This window comes from Streptomyces sp. NPDC002643, assembly GCF_053592555.1.
Window position 1 is genome coordinate 11,447 of the sequence record NZ_JBSFVY010000036.1, and the last position, 19,769, is coordinate 31,215.

Sequence of the window (19,769 nt, forward strand, 5' to 3'; positions counted from 1 at the left end):
CAGGGGAGGAAGACGGAAGTTGGGTTTCGCGGAGAAACGCGGAAACTACTGGCGCGGCCGGTACAAGACCGCGCCCGGCAAGCACCTCACGGTCGTCGACGACACCGGCAAGGCGATCCGGTTCGCCACCAAGGGCGAGGCCCAGCGCGCCGCGAGCGAGGCCGAGAACAAGTACCGGCGCGGCGATTGGCGCGACCCGGCACTTGGCCAGGAGACCTTCGGCGAGTACGCGAACCGCTGGTACGAGGCCCAGGACCTGGCCGCCTCGACCATGCAGAACTACAAGCGCCACATCGAGGAGCACCTCCTCCCTGACTTCGAGGACAAGGCGCTCGCTGGCATCCTGCGCACGGACGTCGACCTGTGGGAGAAGAAGGAGAAGGCCGTCTACGCGGCCTCCAGCGTCAAGACCTGGCGCTCGACGCTCCACCTGATCTTCGAGGACGCGATCGACGAGGGCCTGATCGCTTCGAACCCGGCCGCCAGACGGCGCGGACGCGGAAAGCGCGCCGGCCGCTCCCGCGACCGCGGCCCGGAGAAGGTCGTCACCGATCCGCTCGGAATCCTGCTCACCGCGGAGCGCGCCGCCCTGCTCTCCGGCCGCGACGACGAGTTCGTCGCCGTCGTCCTCAAGGGGTACACCGGCATGCGCTGGGGTGAAATCGTCGGCCTGGCGACGGAGTTCGCCCGCTCCGGGGCCATCCGCGTCGAGTGGCAGCTGTACGAACTCGACACCGGCGAGCTGGTGCGCTGCCCGCCCAAGGACGACAGCTATCGCACCATCGACGTGATGGACTGGCTGTCGGCCCTGGTCTCCAACCACGTCGCCCGCACGAAGCCGAAACCCTGCCCGTGCCACGGCAAGACCTACGTCTTCCGGGGCCAGGGCACGGCCCGCACCGGCGGCCACCAGGGCGCAAAACTGGTCGACGTCGCACGCCGCGCTGAAGTCTCTACGGGCACGGTGTCCAACGTCCTCAACCACCCCGACCGCGTTACCGAAGCCAAACGGGTCAGGGTGGAACAGGCCATCAGAGACCTGGGGTTCGTGCGCGGCGGCGCGGTATTGCAGCACGCAGCCCACTGGCGCCGAAACGGCTTCGCCACCTGGCTGTTCACCCCGGCGGTCTCTGGCTGGTACCCGAAGAAGGCACCGCAGGAAGCCCGCCCCGTACCGCTCCTCGGCGAGCCGTGGCCCGGCGTCCCAGCCCGAGGGCGTGGCGCCAGCGACCGGGCCGACGCCTGCTGGCTCCCGATCGCCAAGGGCCTTACACCGCATGGCCTCCGTCACACCCACCGGACCGTGATGGAGGACCTCGGAACCGAGAAGGTCCTCATGGACGAACGCATGGGCCACATCGACAGCTCCGTCTCGGCGCGCTATGCCCACGTCACCCCCGGGATGCGCAAGCGTCTCATGCTCGGACTGACCGAGCAGTGGGAGACGGCACTCGACGCCCGCCTCGCGATGAGCCCCACGTCACCGGTCCGTGTCCTTGACGATCTTCTGCGCGCGCACGTGGTCGCCTGCAAGTAGTTGAACGGTGCCTCGCAACGGTGTCGCGGCAATCGCAGAGTCTGTGCAACCCGGTGGACGTGCACGATCAATCCACCACACATCTGCTCCGCTGCGCACGGGTTCGGTTACTTCTGCGGGCACACGGGCCACGGTGTTTCATTCACAACGGCGTCGGAGAGATCGCCAAGTTGGGGGCGCTCGTGGGTTTGGTGTCGGGGAACGAGAACGCTGCTCCCTGTGGGAACAGACGATGAATTCCTTCGGGGAACAGTTCAGGCGCTCTCCTCAGCACCACGGCAGTTCTCCAATACCTCCCTGCCATTAGTTGGTGGGTACTTCGCCAAGGATGTCGGCAAGGGTTAGCGATCCGTCGGCCCACTTCGCAAGGTCGTCCCTGCCGACGGTTCGAATCTCGTGCTTGTCTGCGAAGGCCAGCGCTGACCTCGTGAAACCTCCATTAGTCACTACGAGCGCCACTCTTGCTCCGTGTTCAGGGGCGGCTGTGCCATTCACCTCGTACATGGTCGCAGCGCCGACGTTCCGTCCTGTTCGGGTGTGTTTGCACTGGACCGCGATGTAGACACCATCTCGGTTGGTGGCGAGGACGTCAGCCGCCATGTCGTTGGCCCGACCACCCCGCCGAGTAATTGAGCACTCCGATCGCTCAAGGAGTCCAGACACGAACTGCTCGAACTGGCTTGGCGTGAGGCGGTCGATCCTCGCCAGGCTGATGTGTAGCGAGTCGCGCGTGGGAAAGAGGAATCCGTCGTCTGGCAGCAGGTCCACCTGATTCGCTTCTGCCTGGGCCTTCAGACGCCCCAACTCATCGGAGCCAGGGACGAGGAAGAAATGTGCGCGGTGCACGTACACCGGCGCGGAACTGCCTGTGCGGAGTCGGTAGTAGGGCGCCTGATTCGGCTTGCGAATCCGCCTGCACTCGTGGACGAGCATGGGTACTCCGCCCGGCCCCATGATGTGGTCGCCGGGCTTGAGCGCGGCGAGGGTGACTGGAGTGGGATTGACCCCCGCGACACACGTTGTGCTCTCTGTCGGAGTGTGCCAGGCGAGCGGCCACCCATTCTCCGCACCGACTGTGAAGAACCTGTGCCGACCAGGTATTAGAGGCTCATCGCAAAGTACGCACGTGGTGCAGAATCGCTTGTGCTCTTCTGCCTCCGGCCGGTTCTTCCGATCAGTTTGAGGACCCCCGACAGGAATGTGGCAGGGACGCCAGGCAGGAATCCTCCCCCAGGTTGGTGACTGACCCAGCATGCACCACGGGTCTGACAATCCAACAGCTTCTCACTCTGTGGCTCTCTTGAGGCCGGGCCCAGCAACGAAATGGGAGTTTCGTCCTGCCCCTTCACCGCGTAGGAGCAGCCCGTCTCGTTCCAGACGCTCCAGTTGGCCTCGGGCACCGGTGGTAGTAAGCCCTGTGAGCGTGGCGTGATCGCCTGACGTGTAGCGATCATGGCCGGAGAGCCATTCGCGGGCCACGGCTTCGGCACCCGTGATGTCTGGCTTTAGGTAGGGAAGCACGCCACGGCGCCTGAGCTCGTCCCGATCTGCAACGGTCTCTACGGCGGATACAGCCGCCTTCGACAGGGCCCAAACATCCTTGTAGTGGGTCAGCAGAGGAGTGTCACCTACTAGGCATTCCGCTGCTGTTTCGAGAGCCTCTGCAGCTTCATCAGCGCTCCGTTGAAGGATGCCTGTGAGCCGCTCAGCAGTAACGAAGGGCTCTCGGAGAAGCGTGTACACGATCAGTGCCACGCGGACGTCACGTTGGCGGATCGTCGGTTGGATCCGGGTGACGAGATTCATCACCGGCAGAACCGGACGCCCACCGGTTAGTCGTGCCCGTACTCGGGGACCTTCTTCCTCCACCAGGATCGGGGGGCGGTGCCCGAGAGAGACCATGTCTCGGTACATGCGGTCGACGCCTAGACCCTGCTTCTCGACCAGGTGAAGCGCCCTGAAGAGGTCTGCCAGAGCGGGATATCGGGCGTAGCGCTGGGTAAGGACGTTGCTTGCGTTCATACCGCCAACGAAGCCGCCAGGGCTCACGACCTGTACGGCTGAGTCCGCGTCAATCCATGTGATGACTACAGGGTCGGGTTGCATCCAGTCGCGATGTACCACTCCGTTCAGGACTGCCTCACGTACGGCGCCCTCAGGAAGGCGGCGAACGGATGTGACTGCGAAGCCGGGACGACCTTCCAAGCGCAGGGAGGTATTCAGCGCGTCAAGCCGGTCCTCCACTGCCGCGACCTGTTCCAGCAGGCTAAGACCTGACAGGTCAGGCGGAGGCGAGATCACGTCGCCGCCTTCTACATCGATTACTGATAGTGAGAGGTACGTTCTGTCAGCAGGGCAGAACGTGAGAGCCCCCGCTTGCGTCAGCTTGCCGTCGGGGCGCAAGACGCCCAGGGAGCTCAGCAGGTCCCGCACGGATCCTTGGCGCGATTGCCTCGAGAGTGATCCGGACGCGTCTAGGTAGCGATGGGCAGCAGCGACAGCGCCGGGAGACACCTCAAGATATGAGTGGTCGGTGACCGATGCCATCGGGTCGTGACCAGTGGTGTTCTGTCGGTGAAGCCACCACTCTGCGCGGTCGACGGGCTCACAATGGCCGCCCGCTCGCCATCGGATGCGGCCTTTCAGGTCTTCGACTGGCTCTCTCGCCTCGGCTACGTAGACCACCAGAAGGCGCATCCCGTCAATCGTGATGGCCTCCACGGCTGGGGCAACGCCTACCCGCTCGTAGATCCTGTGCCGAAGCCAGTCTTCTTCGAGCGCGGCGCCTAGAAATCGGCCGGTGGCGTCTTCGACGCCGACGATCAAAGCTCCGCCGCCTGGCGTATTAGCGAGGCAGGTAACTTCGCTGGCTAGCTGGTCGGCGGCAGCAAGGTTGCGCGGGGTGCCGGGCAGCAGTACGCCTCCTGTCCCACGGCGGCCCGCCTCCTCCTTGCAGTCGACGTGCTGACGCTCGGCTTCGTCAGGCAACACCCCACCGCGCAGTTTCTGCAGTACGCCATCAACCTGCGCACGCAGACGGGCACGTGCAGTAACCAAGTCTGACTCAGGACTGAAGGGCAACATCGATGTGCCTCATGACCTCTCGTTGCACTTTAGTGGGGTGCCTAAAGTAAAGCATCTAGGAGTCAGTGCGGTACTTGTTGCTTTTTAAGGGATGCAGTCGAGCAGTGTGCTGTTGGTTGGCCGGCGCCCAGCTGGCGTCCGCGGTGTGGCGTAAGCCCTACGATCATCCCGGCCCAGCGCGAGCCCAATGGCGGAGTCAAGCGCCCAGATGTCATGAGTAGTGCAGGGGCATGGGCGCTCGTCAGTGACGGCCGAGCGGCCGGGCCTAGGGCGTGCGCCAGCGACCGGGCCGATGCCTCCTGGCTCCCGATCGCCACGGGCCTCACATCTCATGGCCTGCGTCACACCCACTGGCCCGAGACGGGGCGCGGGTGCTCGACGAAGCCCCTATTCCAGGCGACATAGAGACTCAGCGCGGTCAGGCCACTATGGACTGGTGCAGGTGCGACATGAGAGATGATCGCGATTGCACCATTTGGTGGGGGCGCAACCCAGCTGATGGCACTCTTGTCCTACTCGCCCGTTGCTGGCGCTCGCCTGACGATGTCGGACAGCGGTCCGCGATAGGTGGTGCCGAGCTTGCTCACCACACCCAGGGTGGGGCCGGGGCCGTTCTTCATGCGGCTCACGTAGTTTTCGGGCAGCAACACCCGGTCGCCGACCTGGAGTGGTGTGCTGCCGCGCCAGCGGTAGGCGTATCCGCCGACGTCCACAACCTGATGGCCGTCGATCTCGTACACACGCTTCGCATCGTCCAGCTGTTCCTCAAGCTCTTTGACGCGTTGTTCCAACCGTTCGATCCGGGATCTGGAGAAGCTCGCGCTGCTCTCGCTGCCGGATTTGTAGCCTTCGCTCCACCCGCGTCGGTGAGCCTCCGCTACGGCTTTGTCCTGCTCCGTGGCATGCGTGCTGCACGCCACGTCCGAGCCCGATAACCGGACCTTGCATGGGTTCCCGGAGCGGGTCGGGTGCCCGCAGGTTCGGTTGTGCTGGTCGGTCATGTGAGGTCCCCCTGGGAGAAGCTGACGGTGATCCTCTCTCAGGTTTCTGCCAAGAGGACGGCGGAAACCAGACATACCTCGGATCTGATGATTGGTGCGTGGCGGTGTCGTCGACCTGGCTCAATAGGCACATGGAGATTGGTGAGCACTGGGCATATCGCCCGCAGCCGAAGGAGCTGGGCGGGGCGGTCCGCCAGGTGGAGATCGTTCGAGTAGGTGGCTCGCGCAGGTCTGGCTGGATCCACGTGCGCTTCCTCGAAGGTGACGATGCCGATCTGCAGGAGTGGGTAAATCCTGTCTCTCTCGTAGCACTGTGGGCGGAGGTCGAGACGTTCCGCGCGGACGACGCGGCGGAGCTGGCACTGGTCGAGGCGTCCCGCCATGTCCGAGGCAGTACGGATTTCGAGGCTGCGCGGATGATTCTCGGGTTCATACGCCCGAAGAACAGGCTCCGCGTGCGCCGAACGGTGGCCGACGCCGGGGTCCTGGAGCTGAGCCGCCTCGATGAGACGGCTCCGCTCATCGGCCTGGACGCAGCTGAACTCCGCGGCGACGCCATGGTCTACGAGAACCGCCACGGCATGTGCCTGGCCGGGTGGCCGATCACCGAGCGCGTCGCCCGCCTGGTCGCCGGCCGCCTCGCCGACGAGATCCTTCCGGAGGTGGACCGCAAGCAGCAGGGCATCGAGCAGGAGCGTGCCCAGTCCTCCTGGTACTCCTACAGTCGGCGGGACGACCGGAAGCTGGACGCGGAGGCAGCCGTCCTGCGAACCGTCCGGGCCTGGTGCGGCGAAGACAAGGCCGATCGCTACGACGAGTTGGTCGCCCTGCGCGCCGAGGTCATCCGGCTCGGAGAACTCGTCGAGAAGGCGGCCAAGGCCCTACGCGACCGAGGCCACGGCGTCATCGCCTCCACCATTGAGCGCGACCTGGGCGTCCATATCGCCACCCTTGATCCTGATGTGCGTCGATGACACCGCGCCACGGGTCTGGCTCCGGCTTCGGAGGCGTTGGCTGAGCCGGAGGCTCCTTCTCCGGCCGGTCCGGCCGCCAGCCGTCGAGGAACGGTCGCAGCTGCTTTTTTGTCGGCTCCACGTTGAAGTCGCGGGTGGCCAGGCCCTTGCCGTTCGTCGTCGGGTCGAGCTGATCGGCCTCCGTGTTCCCCCAAGCCGACCACTCACGCAGCCTCTCGACTTCGAGGACGTCTTCCGACGCGGCGGCGACTTCATCCAGCGCGGCACAGAACTCCCGAATCTCGCCTGCGGCCCGCCACTGCTCAAGGGCCATGCCGAAGTGCTCGGCCCGTACCGCGTGAACCGCCTTGACCGAAGCCGCACTTACCGCGGCCTCCCACTCCCGCCGCTCGCGCTCCTCCCGCTCCGCCGCCAGTCGCCGACGCTCGGCCTCCTGGCGCTCACGCTCCTCTCGCAGACGCCGCTGCTCCGCCTCTCGTTCCAGCCGGGCCCGCTCCTGCTCCTCCGACCGCGCCTTCAACGCCCGGAAGATTGAGGCGATCTGCTCCTCCAACGGCTTCTTGGCGGTGTCGGCCCATTCCTTCTTCCAGCCGTGGTGGTAGCTGTAGCCCGAGTTCTCGCTGACCAGCAGCTCCAGTTCGCCGGACGGCTCGGACTTGTGGGCTGGGGTGACCCGTTGCCAGTCGTACGTGCGTCGGCCCGGCTGCTTGGGCACATACCGGACCTGCTTCTGCCGCTCACGGAAGCCGATCTCGTACGTCCTGCCGTGGACGGTGAGCAGCGGCCTCGGCTGCCTGCCCTTCTTGGACACCGCGATCTCGCCGTACCGCCCAAGTGCCTGCTCGGCGAGCAGCCGGATCAGCGCGAGCACCCTCGGCAGCACCTCCTCGGAGATCTCGAAGGCACTGTGATCCTTGGTGACCGCGGCGAGCACGTCCTCGACGTCGGTGATCACACGACTGCGTGCCAGGCGGATCCGGTTCCACTCGGTGTCGTCTTCGCCGGTCACCCGCAGCAGGCCGAGGAAGAAGTCGCCTTTTGCCCGCCCGCTGTACTTGAGGTGGTACCCGTCAGGAGCGCACTGCCGGGCCGCGTCGAAGGCTCGGCGATACCGGGCTCGCTCCGCGTCGCTGGGGTCCGGGATCCGAAGGAATCGTCCGGCTTCCTGCACTTGCTTGATCAAGGCCGGTCCGATCGCCGCCGGCGACGGGCGCGGGGGCTTCAGGGTCCGCTGTGGGGTTGACTTCGTCTCGGATGGGGGAGCGGCGTCCTGCTGCGGACGAGAGGCAACCGGCTCCTTGGCCACATGCGCCGCCGAACGAGGTTTGCGCGGGGCCGGCTCGGGTCGGTCGGGATGATGCCCGTGTTCGAGATAGAAGCGTCCCGCGTCGGTGATCTCCGCCTGCCACTTCCCATCTTGCTTGGGCATCGTGATCAGGCGCCGCTCCTTGAGCGCGCGGGCGGTGAGGGCGAACTCGGGGCTGTCCGACGTGACGGGGTTGGTTCCGTCCCCGATGCGGGTGAGGAGGGCGAGCTGCCGGTCGTTCAGCGGAGACCATCGGTGCATGTCGATCGTCGTACCGTCTGTTGTGTCCTCCGCACAAGCCGTGGGGTGACTCTCGCGCAGCGCACGGCGTGCCCGAAGGCGGAAGACCTTTCTCTGGGAGCCGCTGGGGAGCCGCTCCCCGAGGTCGGCTCCCAAATGGCTCCCAAAATGGGCCCGCAAAGCAAATCAGGCCCGGCGCTGATCTCTCAGCGCCGGGCCTGACCTGCTGTTTTGGCTGTCGGGGTGGCGGGATTTGAACCCACGACCTCTTCGTCCCGAACGAAGCGCGCTGCCAAGCTGCGCTACACCCCGATGTCGCTGCTGTTCTGCTCTTCGCGGCGACGTCGTTTACTTTAGCCCACCGGTGGCTGGAGACGAAATCCGGTTTTCGGGGCGGCGGTCGTAGCGGTTCGGGCGGCCTCGGCGGGGCCGTACGGGGTCGGGGCGAAGGTGGTCGACCGCGATCAGGAGGAGGGAGAGGGCGAGGACGGCCAGGCCAAGCAGCAGCGCGTTGCCCAGGACCCCTTTGTAGCCGTGACGGTCCGCGTCCAGGAACGGGTACAGATAAGGCGCGGGCCAGTCCGGCGTCACCAGCGCCGCACGGCCCAGAGTGAACGCCAGATACGCCATCGGGTAGAGCAGCCACGCCGCCGCGTGCGTCAGCCGCGGCGGCGACGGGCGCGTCAGCAGCAGCCAGTCGACCACCACCGCGAGGGGAATGGCCGTGTGGAAGGCGATGTCCGTCACCGCGTGCCAGCCGGTGGGAGTGATCGGGGCGCCCGTCGCGGTCGTCGTCATGGCGAACGTGGCCGGGTCCTGCGCGAGGACCAGGTGGTACGTCAGGGCCCCCACCATGGTGTAGAGGAGCGTGCCGCCCGTCACCAAGGGTGGCAGCGGGCGGCGGGCCGACCATGCGCGGTGGGCCGAGGCCGCGAAGACCACCGCCGCCAAGGCCGTGCTCTGGACCGAGAAGTGACTGATGGCCCGTAGCGGGCTGCCCAGGATCATCTCGGTCACCACGGCCACTGCCGCCGCCAGCGCCACCAGGGCGCGGAAGACTGCCGTCGGCCGACGTCGGGCCGGTTCCACCACCGCCGTCGCGGGCACGACGGACGTCACCGGCGTGGGGATGCCCGAGATCGCGGGCAGGTCGGGGATGTCCCTGGGTATCGGAGCGGTCATGCGCTCACGCTAGGCCGACCCGAATAAATGGGGCTATTCGGGACAGTCCATACGGGTCACTCATGTGCTCCCGTACGCTTCCCGACCGCCCGACCGCCCGACCGCCCGCCCGACCGCCCGACCGCCCGACCGCCCGACCGCCCGACCGCCCGACCCCGCCTCAAGGCCCCGCGTAGCCCGACCGACCTCGCCCGCCACCCCTTCCCGACGCCCAACCTCAGACCCCCACCTACTCCCGCCCCACCAACGTCAGCAGTGAAGCCTCCGGTGGGCACGCGAACCGTACCGGTGTGTAGCGGTTGGTGCCGCAGCCCGCCGAGACGTGCATATAGGAGGTGTGGCCCCCGGCGGTGTGCGTCGACAGGCCCTTCACCCGGTCCGTGTCGAGGTCGCAGTTGGTGACCAGGGCTCCGTAGAAGGGGATGCAGAGCTGGCCGCCGTGGGTGTGACCGGCGAGGATCAGGGGGTAGCCGTCGGCGGTGAAGGCGTCCAGGGTGCGGAGGTAGGGGGCGTGGACGACGCCGAGTGAGAGGTCGGCCGCGTCCGAGGGGCCGCCGGCCACGCGGTCGTAGCGGTCCCGCTTGATGTGAGGGTCGTCGAGCCCCGTCAGCTCCACCGACATGCCCTCGATCTTCAGCGTGCCCCGGGTGTTGGTGAGGTTCAGCCAGCCCGCTCCGTCGAAGCCGTCCCTCAGGTCCTCCCAGGGGTTGTGGATCGCTCCGACCACCGGCTTGTTGCCGTTCAGGCCGTGGCGACCCTGGGCCTTCTCCAGCAGATACCGCGCGGGGTTGCGCAGCTTCGGGCCGTAGTAGTCGTTCGAGCCGAAGACATACGCCCCCGGGAAATCCATCAGCGGGCCCAGCGCGTCCAGCACCTCGGGGACCCCCTCGGGGTCGGACAGATTGTCCCCGGTGTTGATCACGAAGTCGGGGCGCAGGCCCGCCAGGGAACGCAGCCAGCGCTGCTTCTTGCGCTGTCCGCTCACCATGTGGATGTCGGACACCTGGAGTATCCGCAACGGCCGCATGCCCGGCGGCAGCACCGGCACCGTCACCCGCCGCAGCCGGAACGAACGGGCCTCGAAACCCGCCGCGTACAACACACCGGCGGCACCGGCCGCCGCGATCCCCAGAGGTACTCCGTAACGCGCTCGCATGTGCCCATCGTGTCAGACCCCGCCGATCCCGAACGCACCCTGTGGATAACCACCGATCCCAGCCCCGATCCCCAACTCCCCCTGTGGACAACCGACTCCGACCCCGGCGACAAGCAACCCCGACACCTGCGACGACCGACGCCGGCCCCGGCGACAACCAACCCCGAGACCTGCGACGACCGACTACGACACCTACGACGACCGACTCCCAGATCTGCGACGACCGACTCCGAGACCTACGGAAACCGACCGCACTCGCCCGCCCCACCCCGCACCCGCCCTCGCACACTTCAGCGAAATCAACGCGCGCCCTCCATCCCGCACCTGCGACAATCGACCCCATGACCACGCTCAAGTCGAAGCTGCAGGAAGACCTCAACGCCGCGATCAAGGAGCGCGACGAGCTGCGCTCCTCGACGCTCCGGCTGACGCTCGCCGCGATCACCAAGGAGGAGGTCGCGGGCAAGGAGAAGCGCGAGCTCTCCGACGACGAGGTCCTCAAGGTGATCACCAAGGAGGCGAAGAAGCGCCGCGAGGCGGCCGAGGCCTTCGCCCAGGGTGGTCGTGCCGAGTCGGCCGAGCGGGAGAAGGCGGAGGGTGAGGTGCTCGCCGAGTACCTGCCCAAGCAGCTGTCCGACGAGGAGCTGACGCAGATCGTCGTCCAGGCCGTCGAGGAGGCCCGTGCCGCCGGCGCCGAGGGCCCGCGCGCCATGGGACAGGTCATGAAGATCGTCAACCCGAAGGTGGCGGGGCTCGCCGAGGGCGGCCGTGTCGCCGCGGTCGTCAAGCAGCAGCTCGCGGGCGGCTGAGCGGCACCGGCCACTGCACCGGCCTCACGGCACCGCACCATCAGGGCCGCCATTCCCACCGGCACCGGACCATCAGTGCCGGCACTCCCACCGGCACCGCACCAGCACGTCCGACACTCCCACGCGCACACAGACACATCCCGCGCACATGGACACATAGGGATACGGCGCACAACAGCTACAGATACGGCGGTGGGGCGCCCCCTCTTCTCCGAGGGGACGCCCCACCGCCGTAGTCATTCAGGTGTCCGAACCGGTGTCACCCCTCCACGGGGTCACCCGAACCGGCCGCCGTTGCCGCTGCCGTTGTTCCCTCCGTTGTCCTGGCCCTGGATGAAGCCCTCGGGGAGGGTGAACTCCGGGGTCGGGACGCTGGTGCCGCCGTCGATGCCGCCGATGAAGCCCTCGTCGTCGTCACCGTTGTCGTCGTCCCCGTCATTGCCGCGACCGTTGTTGTCGTCGTCCCCACGGCCGCGGTCCGGCTGCGGGTCGGGGATGTAGACGCGGTTGAACTGGGGCGCGGGCTTGCCCTCCAGCGCGCCGGACATCATGTCGCGCCAGATCGGGCCCGGGACCTTGCCACCGAAGACCTTGTCGTAGGTGATGCCGCCGATGGTGATGTTCACCATGCGGCGCTCGTGCGCGGGGTCGCCGACCCAGACGGCACCGGCCATGTTCGGGGTGTAACCCACGAACCAGGCCGCGTAGCGGAAGTCCGTCGTACCGGTCTTACCGGCGTTGTCCCGGCCGTCGCCGAGGCCCGCCTCGGTACCCGTACCGTCCTCGACCACACCCCTGAGCAGGGTGTTGATGGTGTCCGCGGTTTTCTCGGACATCGCGCGCGAGCAGGTCGACTTCGGGACGTCCAGCGACTTCGACTTCTCGCCGATCCGCTGGGTGATGGACTCGATGGCGATCGGCGTGCAGTACATCCCGCGCGAGGCGAACGTCGCGTACGCGTTGGCCATGGTCAGCGGGGACATCTCCTGGGTGCCCAGCGCGATCGACGGGTTCTGGCCGATCTTCGCGCCGTCGGCCCGCTCGACGCCCATCTTCCCGGCCATCTCCGTCACCGGGCAGATACCGATGTCGGCGATCATCTGCACGAAGTAGGTGTTGACCGACAGCGCGGTCGCCTTCTTCAACGAGTACGGGCCCTTCTCGGACGTGTTCTCGTTGGTGAGCGTCGTGCCGTCGGTGTTCACCCAGTTCTTGCCGTCACAGGTGGAGATCGGGCTCGGGTACTCCATCTTGTACGGCGCGGAGTACGACTTGGTCGCGGGCATGCCGCCTTCGAGGGCCGCCGCGGCGACGATCGGCTTGAACGTCGAACCGGGCTGGTAGCCGGCGCCGCCGCCCATGGACTCGTCGACCGAGAGGTTGATGGTCGTCTCGTTCTTCTTGACGTCCATGCCGTACGGCCGTGACTGACCCATCGCGAGGATCTTGCCGGTGCCGGGCTCCACGATGGTGGCGGCGGTGGCGACCTCGTCCGACTGGTTGACATGCGACTTGATGGAGGCCTGGGCCGACTTCTGGGCCTTGGGGTCCATCGTCGTCTGGATGGTCAGACCGCCCTGGTTCCAGGTCTTGGCCCGGTCCTCCTTGGTCTTGCCGAAGACCGGGTCGTTCAGGAAGACCTCGCGGACGTAGTCACAGAAGAAGCCCGCGCCCTTCACGGCCGTGATGCAGCCGTTCTTGGGCTTGCTGATGTCCAGGCCGAGCGGCTTCTTCTGGGCCTCGTCGGCCTCCGTCTGTGAGATGTCGCCGACCTCGGCCATGCGCTGCAGCACGACATTGCGCCGCTTGGTGGCCGTCTTCGGGTTGTTCACCGGGTCGTAGAGGCTCGGCGACTGCACGACGCCGGCGAGCAGCGCGGCCTGCTCCAGGTTCAGGTCCTTGGCGGACTTGGAGAAGTAGCGCCGGGAGGCGGCCTCGACGCCGTACGCCTGCTGACCGAAGAACGTGATGTTCAGGTAGTTCTCGAGGATCTCCTTCTTGTCGAGCTCCTCCTCCAGCTGGATCGCGTACTTCAGCTCGCGGATCTTGCGGCCGAGGGTCTGCTGGGTGGCCTGGGCGACCTTCGTCGGGTCGTCACCGGCCTCCTCCACCGCGACGTTCTTCACGAGCTGCTGCGTCAGCGTGGAGGCACCCTGGGCGACGCCGCCCTCCTGGGCGTTGCGGTTGAGCGCGCGCAGGACGCCCTTCAGGTCGACGGCGCCGTGCTCGTAGAAGCGCGCGTCCTCGATGGCGACGATCGCCTTCTGCATGTACGGCGAGATCTCCTTGAGATCGACGACCGTACGGTCACGCGAGTAGACAGTGGCGATCTGGTCGCCGTTGCTGTCCAGAATCGTGGTGCGCTGGCTCAGCGGAGGCTGCTTGAGGCTGGCCGGGAGCTCGTCGAATCCCTCGACGGAACCCTTCGCGGCCAGCCCCAGGGCACCGACCGCGGGCAGCGCGATGCCCGCCATGACGGCCCCCGCGAGCACGCTGACACCGAGGAACTTGGCGGCCTGCTGCGTGGGGGACAGGCCACCGCCCGAGCGCTTGTTTGGCATGAGGGCAGCCTAATCCGTCCCTCGGACACTTCCGAAGGAGCCGAAGTGCCTGACGGGACACAGGTGCCAGATCGTGACATCCGTGGCCATGGCTCGGCCGAACGATGTCCGGCGGACGCGGAAAAGTGAAGGGGCGTCATTTTCATTTGCCGGACACAAGGACAGGCCTTGGCCTAAGCTGCTCTCAGCTGTCACAGGCGTAGGCCCTTGTATCAAGTACGTGCGCCGAGCCCGAATTGTTGCGTCGTTCTTCCGATTTTTTTCAGGGGTCGTGTCCGAATACACCTTGTGTGTCATTCGGTGTCCGTTGTGCGGCATGTCAACTGCCCCGATCTGCCGGGATAATCACGTATGCCCTTGGGTCACTCCCGCGGGTGATCTGCCGCTTACGCATAGTCCGTTCGGGCCATTCAAGATTGGGCCCGCTGGGGGTGTTGCGCTGTGCCCACCTTCCGTAACGTCCTCAACTGGCGGCGGTGAATATGCCGCTGCCGCCGTGGGGGAGCCTCGATTCGGGAGAGGACGGCGCCGGTATGGGCTGGGTAACCGACTGGAGTGCGCAGGCTGCCTGCCGCACTACCGATCCGGATGAACTGTTCGTTCAGGGAGCAGCGCAGAACAGGGCCAAGGCGGTGTGCACCGGATGTCCGGTACGCACGGAATGTCTGGCGGACGCGTTGGACAATCGCGTCGAGTTCGGCGTGTGGGGAGGAATGACGGAGCGCGAGCGCCGCGCACTGCTGCGCAGGCGTCCCACTGTCACTTCATGGCGCCGGCTCCTTGAGACCGCGCGCACGGAGTACGAGCGTGGCGCGGGCATTCTGCCGCTCGACGATGACGAGATCTACGAGAACTACGCGGCCGTGAGCTGACGACGCGGCCCTCATGGGTCGTGTCGTCCGGGCCGGGTCGACGGAGGGCGCCCTTGGGGTGTCGGCGCGTCGGGCAGGTGTGCCGACTCCTGGGTGCCCCGGGGCCCGGACGGGCCGTAGCCGTCGGAGCACTGACCAGTCGTGCGGTCGGTGAACCGGGGTCGGCGGTCCTCGGACGCGGCCGTCAGTTCTCGGAGATGGGCAGCTCGGGCCGTATGGCTGCGAGCCGGTCACCGATGTCCCGCAGACCCGCCAGATCATGAACATCACCGGGGAGCGCGGCCACCTCGGCCACGGCCACCTCGGGATGGAGCGCGGTGAAGCGGTCGCGTGTGCGCTGCTCGCGCGAGAGCAGCCGCATCCGCTCGGCATGCAGCCGCAGCAGGCCCATGGTCAGCTGTTCGACGGTGGGGTCCTGGACGGGGGAGTCGTCCTGGGCACCGGCGGAGCTGTCCTCGGGGTCGGCATCGGCGCGGGTGGTGGCGGGAGATTCTGAACTGCCGTACGTGTCGGGAGAGTTACGAACTGCTTTCCCGTCCATCTGATCCACAATGCGGGGCTCGTCAAGATTTTCCGCGGCGGCGAGCGCGCGCTCGGCCGACAGCTGGGCCGCGCCGCTGCCGTGGACCCGATTGAGCACCAGCCCGGCCAGCGGCATGTCCTCGGCGGCCAGCCGCTCCACGAAGTACGCGGCCTCCCGCAGCGCGTCCCGCTCCGGCGCCGCCACCACCAGGAACGCCGTACCGGGCGCCTGCAGCAGCTTGTACGTGGCGTCCGCGCGCGTACGGAACCCGCCGAACATCGAGTCCATGGCGGCGACGAACGTCTGGACGTCCTTCAGCAGTTGACCGCCCAGCAGCTTGCCCAGGGCGCCCGTCATCATCGACATGCCGACGTTCAGGAACTTCATCCCGGCCCGCCCGCCGACCTTCGCCGGCGCCAGCAGCACCCGGATCAGCTTGCCGTCCAGGAAAGAACCGAGCCGCTTCGGGGCGTCCAGGAAGTCCAGCGCGGAGCGCGACGGCGGGGTGTCGACGACGATCAGGTCCCACTCGTCACGGGCCCGCAGCTGGCCCAGCTTCTCCATCGCCATGTACTCCTGCGTGCCCGCGAAGCCCGCCGAGAGCGACTGGTAGAAGGGGTTGTTCAGAATCGCGGAGGCTCGCTCGGGGTCCGCGTGCGCCTCGACGATCTCGTCGAACGTGCGCTTCATGTCGAGCATCATGGCGTGCAGCTCGCCCTCGCCCTCGATGCCCTTCACCCGCCTCGGGGTGTTGTCCAGCGAATCGATGCCCATGGACTGCGCCAGCCGCCGGGCCGGATCGATGGTCAGCACGACCACCTTCCGCCCGCGCTCCGCCGCCCGCAGCCCGAGCGCCGCCGCCGTGGTTGTCTTGCCGACCCCGCCCGCCCCGCAGCACACGACGATGCGGGTCCGCGGATCGTCCAGCAGCGGATCGACCGCGAGCGGCAGGGGCGCGCTGATCGCGCGGTGCGCTTCGGGGGTGTGGTCCTGGTCCGGAGTCATGAGATCCCTTGCTGACGCAGTTCCGTGGCCAGTTCGTACAGGCCCGCCAGGTCCATGCCCTCGGCGAGCAGCGGCAGTTCGTGCAGCGGCAGGCCCAGTTCGCTCAGGACGCCGCGTTGTTCGTGCTCCAGGGCGTACCGCTCGGCGTACTCCTCGGCCTGCGCCAGCAGCGGCTCCACCAGGCGTTCGGCGGTGCCGCCGCGCCGCGCGCCACCGAGGCCGGCCGTCGACAGGGAGCGGGCCAGCGCCGTACGCGGCACCGTGCGCGCCAGCTCCAGCTCGTCCGCGTCCAGCACCTCGGGTCGCACCATGTTGACCATGATCCGCCCCACCGGCAGCTTCGCGGCGTGCAGTTCGGCGATACCGTCGGCCGTCTCCTGGACGGGCATCTCCTCCAGGAGCGTCACCAGGTGCACGGCCGTCTCCGGCGACTTCAGGACCCTCATCACGGCCTGCGCCTGATTGTGTATCGGGCCGATCTTCGCGAGCCCCGCCACCTCGTCGTTCACGTTCAAGAACCGTGTGATGCGTCCCGTGGGCGGCGCGTCCATCACCACGTAGTCGTACGTGAACCGCCCGCTCTTCTCCTTGCGGCGCACCGCCTCGCACGCCTTGCCGGTCAGCAGGACGTCCCTGAGGCCCGGCGCGATGGTGGTCGCGAAGTCGATCGCACCGAGCTTCTTGAGCGCCCTGCCGGCACTGCCGAGCTTGTAGAACATCTGGAGATAGTCCAGCAGGGCCAGTTCGGGGTCTATGGCCAGCGCGTACACCTCCCCGCCCCCGGGAGCCACCGCGATCTTCCGCTCCTCGTACGGCAATGCCTCCGTCTCGAAGAGTTGCGCGATGCCCTGCCGGCCCTCGACCTCGACCAGGAGGGTGCGCTTCCCCTCGGTCGCGAGGGCGAGCGCGAGTGCGGCGGCGACCGTGGTCTTTCCGGTCCCGCCCTTGCCGCTGACGACCTGGAGCCTGCTCACGTATTCGAGACTAACCAGTCCGCGCTCGGCATAAGCGGGAGGCTGTGGACAACGTGCGCGCGGCTCTGTGGACAACCCGCGGGTGAGCCTGTGGACAACGCGAGCGCGAGGCCGCTTCCGGCAGCGGCTAGAGTCGGCCCATGACCAAGTGGGAATACGCGACTGTGCCGCTGCTCGTCCACGCCACGAAGCAGATTCTGGACACCTGGGGCGAGGACGGCTGGGAGCTCGTCCAGGTCGTGCCCGGGCCGAACAACCCCGAGCAGCTGGTGGCCTACCTGAAGCGGGAGAAGTCCGCGTGAGCACCGTCGAGGCCAAGCTCGCCGAACTCGGGCTGAGCCTGCCCGAGGTGGTACCGCCGCTTGCCGCGTACCAGCCGGCCGTCCGTACGGGCAGCTACGTGTACACCTCCGGCCAGCTCCCCATGGTGGACGGCAAGCTGCCCGTTACCGGCAAGGTCGGCGCCGAGGTCACCCCCGAGGAGGCGAAGGACCTCGCGCGCGTGTGCGCGCTCAACGCCCTCGCCGCCGTCAAGTCGGTGGCCGGCGACCTGGACCGCGTCGCGCGCGTGGTGAAGGTCGTGGGCTTCGTGGCGTCGGCCCCGGACTTCACCGCCCAGCCCGCGGTCGTGAACGGCGCGAGCGAGCTCCTGGGTGCCGTCTTCGGCGACAAGGGCGTACACGCGCGCAGTGCGGTGGGCGTGGCGGTGCTCCCGCTGGACGCGCCGGTCGAGGTCGAGATCCAGGTGGAGCTGTCCTAGCCGCGGTTGGTCGTGCCGTGATCGAAGGGGCTCACTCGTACATCCGGCTGTCACGGGTTAGCCTCCGCCCATGGCAAACGGGCAGTGGTACCCAGCCGAGTGGCCGACCCTCATACGCGAACTCGCGGCCGGCACGCTGACACCGGTGACCCCCAAGCGGGCTGCCACGGTCATGCTGCTCAAGGACACGGCCGACGTCCCGGTCGTCCATATGCTGCGCAGACGCGCCTCCATGGCCTTCGCCGGAGGCGCGTACGCGTATCCGGGCGGCGGCGTCGACCCCCGCGACGACGACCTCCAGATCCGCTGGGCGGGCCCCACGCGCGCGTGGTGGGCGTCCAGGCTCGGCGTCGACGAGACCGACGCCCAGGCGATCGTCTGCGCGGCCGTACGCGAGACATACGAGGAGGCGGGCGTCCTGCTGGCCGGGCCCACGTCCGACACGGTGGTCGGCGACACCACCGGCGACGACTGGGAGGCGGACCGCGCGGCGGTGGCCGCCCGGGACCTGTCCTTCGCGGAGTTCCTGGAACGCCGGGGACTGGTCCTGCGCTCCGACCTCCTCGGCGCCTGGACGCGCTGGATCACCCCGGAGTTCGAGGCCCGCCGCTACGACACCTGGTTCTTCGTGGCGGCCCTCCCTCAAGGGCAGCGCACCCGCAACGCCTCCACGGAGGCCGACCGCACGGTGTGGATTCGCCCCCGGGACGCGGCCGACGGCTACGACAAGGGCGAGTTGCTGATGATGCCGCCCACCATCGCCACCCTGCGCCAGCTCTCGGCGTACGACACGGCCGACGACGCCCTGGCCGCCGCACCCGGCCGCGATCTGACCCCCGTCCTCGCCCAGGCCCGTCTTGAGGGCGACCAGGTGATCCTGTCCTGGCCGGGCCACGACGAGTTCACCAAGCGGATTCCAGCGGGCGGAGGCCACGCATGACGAACGCGGCGGCCCTCCCCGGCCAGCCCAGAGGAGGCACCCTCTCGGGCCCGGCCACCGCACGCGCGGTCAATGTCCTCGCCCCGAACGCGTCGGTGATGACCCTGGACGGCACGAACACCTGGATCGTCTCCGAGCCCGACTCCGACCTGGCGGTCGTGATCGACCCGGGCCCCTTGGACGACGGCCACCTCCGCAATGTGGTCGACACGGCCGGGCGGGCCGGCAAGCGCGTCGCGCTGACCCTCCTGACCCACGGGCACCCGGACCACGCGGAGGGCGCCGCGAGGTTCGCGGAGCTGACGGCGACGAAGGTACGGGCCCTCGACCCGGCGCTGCGGCTCGGCGACGAGGGCCTGGCCGCGGGCGACGTGATCACGGTCGGCGGCCTGGAACTCCGCGTCGTCCCCACTCCCGGTCACACCGCCGACTCGCTGTGCTTCCATCTCCCGGCCGATCAGGCCGTCCTGACGGGCGACACCGTCCTGGGCCGCGGAACGACCGTCGTAGCCCACCCTGACGGCCGCCTCGGGGACTATCTCGACTCCCTCAGGCGCCTCAGGTCCCTCACGGTCGACGACGGCGTCCACACCGTCCTCCCCGGCCACGGCCCCGTCCTGGAGGACGCCCAGGGCGCCGTCGAGTTCTACCTCGCCCACCGGGCCCACCGCCTCGCCCAGGTCGAGACGGCCGTCGAGAACGGCCACCGGAGCCCCGCCGAGGTCGTGTCCCACGTCTACGCCGACGTGGACCGCTCCCTCTGGCCGGCGGCGGAACTGTCCGTCCGCGCCCAACTGGAGTACCTGACGGAGCACGGCCTGATCTGAGCGAAGCCCCGGCAGACG

At 67.8% G+C, this 19,769-nt stretch carries 17 protein-coding genes and 1 tRNA gene; 8 read left to right on the forward strand and 10 right to left on the reverse strand.

Annotated elements, in window-relative coordinates:
* Positions 1–19 precede the first annotated feature (19 nt).
* Positions 20–1,537, forward strand: coding sequence for a LacI family DNA-binding transcriptional regulator (locus ACWD4G_RS37455; RefSeq protein WP_451301678.1), 1,518 nt, complete (start codon positions 20–22; stop codon positions 1,535–1,537).
* Between the two features lie 303 nt (positions 1,538–1,840).
* On the opposite strand, the gene ACWD4G_RS37460 is transcribed toward ACWD4G_RS37455, so the two are convergent.
* The 3 genes from ACWD4G_RS37460 to ACWD4G_RS37470 all read right to left on the reverse strand — a co-directional run bounded on the left by ACWD4G_RS37460 (position 1,841) and on the right by ACWD4G_RS37470 (position 5,622).
* Positions 1,841–2,470 carry a restriction endonuclease gene (locus ACWD4G_RS37460; RefSeq protein ID WP_451301680.1) on the reverse strand — a complete coding sequence of 210 codons (630 nt, stop codon included), beginning with the start codon at positions 2,468–2,470 and terminating at the stop codon, positions 1,841–1,843.
* A 351-nt stretch (positions 2,471–2,821) separates the two neighbouring features.
* Positions 2,822–4,525: a DUF5635 domain-containing protein gene (locus tag ACWD4G_RS37465; RefSeq protein WP_451301682.1), complete on the reverse strand. Its 1,704-nt coding sequence runs from the start codon at positions 4,523–4,525 to the stop codon at positions 2,822–2,824.
* A 608-nt stretch (positions 4,526–5,133) separates the two neighbouring features.
* Positions 5,134–5,622, reverse strand: a complete 489-nt coding sequence (locus tag ACWD4G_RS37470) for a hypothetical protein (protein ID WP_451301684.1) — start codon at positions 5,620–5,622, stop codon at positions 5,134–5,136.
* A gap of 131 nt (positions 5,623–5,753) precedes the next feature.
* Here ACWD4G_RS37470 and ACWD4G_RS37475 point away from each other — a divergent pair, with 131 nt between their 5' ends.
* A complete protein-coding gene (locus tag ACWD4G_RS37475) occupies positions 5,754–6,596 on the forward strand; it encodes a PE-PGRS family protein (RefSeq protein WP_451301686.1) in 843 nt (280 codons plus the stop codon).
* On the opposite strand, the gene ACWD4G_RS37480 is transcribed toward ACWD4G_RS37475, so the two are convergent.
* From ACWD4G_RS37480 to ACWD4G_RS37495, 4 genes are all read right to left on the reverse strand, one after another.
* The gene (locus ACWD4G_RS37480) at positions 6,526–8,163 is read right to left on the reverse strand and encodes a PE-PGRS family protein (protein WP_451301688.1); all 1,638 of its coding nucleotides are present in this window, start codon (positions 8,161–8,163) and stop codon (positions 6,526–6,528) included. The two genes, ACWD4G_RS37475 and ACWD4G_RS37480, sit on opposite strands and share 71 nt — an antisense overlap.
* A gap of 217 nt (positions 8,164–8,380) precedes the next feature.
* Positions 8,381–8,454 (reverse strand) — tRNA-Pro (locus tag ACWD4G_RS37485).
* A gap of 36 nt (positions 8,455–8,490) precedes the next feature.
* Positions 8,491–9,324 (reverse strand): Pr6Pr family membrane protein, encoded by an 834-nt coding sequence (locus ACWD4G_RS37490; protein WP_451301690.1) that lies wholly within the window; start codon positions 9,322–9,324, stop codon positions 8,491–8,493.
* Between the two features lie 229 nt (positions 9,325–9,553).
* Positions 9,554–10,480, reverse strand: a complete 927-nt coding sequence (locus ACWD4G_RS37495) for a metallophosphoesterase (protein ID WP_451301692.1) — start codon at positions 10,478–10,480, stop codon at positions 9,554–9,556.
* Between the two features lie 341 nt (positions 10,481–10,821).
* On the opposite strand from ACWD4G_RS37495, the gene ACWD4G_RS37500 reads away from it, so the two are divergent.
* Positions 10,822–11,289, forward strand: a complete 468-nt coding sequence (locus tag ACWD4G_RS37500; RefSeq protein ID WP_451301694.1) for a GatB/YqeY domain-containing protein — start codon at positions 10,822–10,824, stop codon at positions 11,287–11,289.
* Between the two features lie 275 nt (positions 11,290–11,564).
* Here ACWD4G_RS37500 and ACWD4G_RS37505 read toward each other — a convergent pair whose 3' ends face one another.
* The gene (locus ACWD4G_RS37505; protein WP_451301696.1) at positions 11,565–13,850 is read right to left on the reverse strand and encodes a transglycosylase domain-containing protein; all 2,286 of its coding nucleotides are present in this window, start codon (positions 13,848–13,850) and stop codon (positions 11,565–11,567) included.
* A 533-nt stretch (positions 13,851–14,383) separates the two neighbouring features.
* On the opposite strand from ACWD4G_RS37505, the gene wblA reads away from it, so the two are divergent.
* Positions 14,384–14,722 (forward strand): transcriptional regulator WblA, encoded by a 339-nt coding sequence (wblA, locus tag ACWD4G_RS37510; protein ID WP_013001830.1) that lies wholly within the window; start codon positions 14,384–14,386, stop codon positions 14,720–14,722.
* A gap of 184 nt (positions 14,723–14,906) precedes the next feature.
* Here the strand turns inward: wblA and ACWD4G_RS37515 are convergent, their stop codons facing one another.
* Positions 14,907–16,250, reverse strand: a complete 1,344-nt coding sequence (locus tag ACWD4G_RS37515; RefSeq protein WP_451301698.1) for an ArsA family ATPase — start codon at positions 16,248–16,250, stop codon at positions 14,907–14,909.
* Complete coding sequence (locus ACWD4G_RS37520; protein WP_451301700.1) at positions 16,247–17,224, reverse strand: ArsA family ATPase; 978 nt, start codon at positions 17,222–17,224, stop codon at positions 16,247–16,249. The genes ACWD4G_RS37515 and ACWD4G_RS37520 overlap by 4 nt, the downstream gene beginning before the upstream one ends.
* A 140-nt stretch (positions 17,225–17,364) precedes the next feature.
* Here ACWD4G_RS37520 and ACWD4G_RS37525 point away from each other — a divergent pair, with 140 nt between their 5' ends.
* From ACWD4G_RS37525 to ACWD4G_RS37540, 4 genes are all read left to right on the forward strand, one after another.
* Positions 17,365–17,526: a DUF4177 domain-containing protein gene (locus tag ACWD4G_RS37525; protein WP_075033571.1), complete on the forward strand. Its 162-nt coding sequence runs from the start codon at positions 17,365–17,367 to the stop codon at positions 17,524–17,526.
* Positions 17,523–17,984 carry a RidA family protein gene (locus ACWD4G_RS37530; protein WP_451301702.1) on the forward strand — a complete coding sequence of 154 codons (462 nt, stop codon included), beginning with the start codon at positions 17,523–17,525 and terminating at the stop codon, positions 17,982–17,984. The genes ACWD4G_RS37525 and ACWD4G_RS37530 overlap by 4 nt, the downstream gene beginning before the upstream one ends.
* A gap of 70 nt (positions 17,985–18,054) precedes the next feature.
* Positions 18,055–18,924 carry an NUDIX hydrolase gene (locus ACWD4G_RS37535; protein ID WP_451301704.1) on the forward strand — a complete coding sequence of 290 codons (870 nt, stop codon included), beginning with the start codon at positions 18,055–18,057 and terminating at the stop codon, positions 18,922–18,924.
* The gene (locus tag ACWD4G_RS37540; RefSeq protein WP_451301706.1) at positions 18,921–19,751 is read left to right on the forward strand and encodes an MBL fold metallo-hydrolase; all 831 of its coding nucleotides are present in this window, start codon (positions 18,921–18,923) and stop codon (positions 19,749–19,751) included. Before ACWD4G_RS37535 ends, ACWD4G_RS37540 begins: the two co-directional genes overlap by 4 nt.
* Positions 19,752–19,769: the final 18 nt, after the last annotated feature.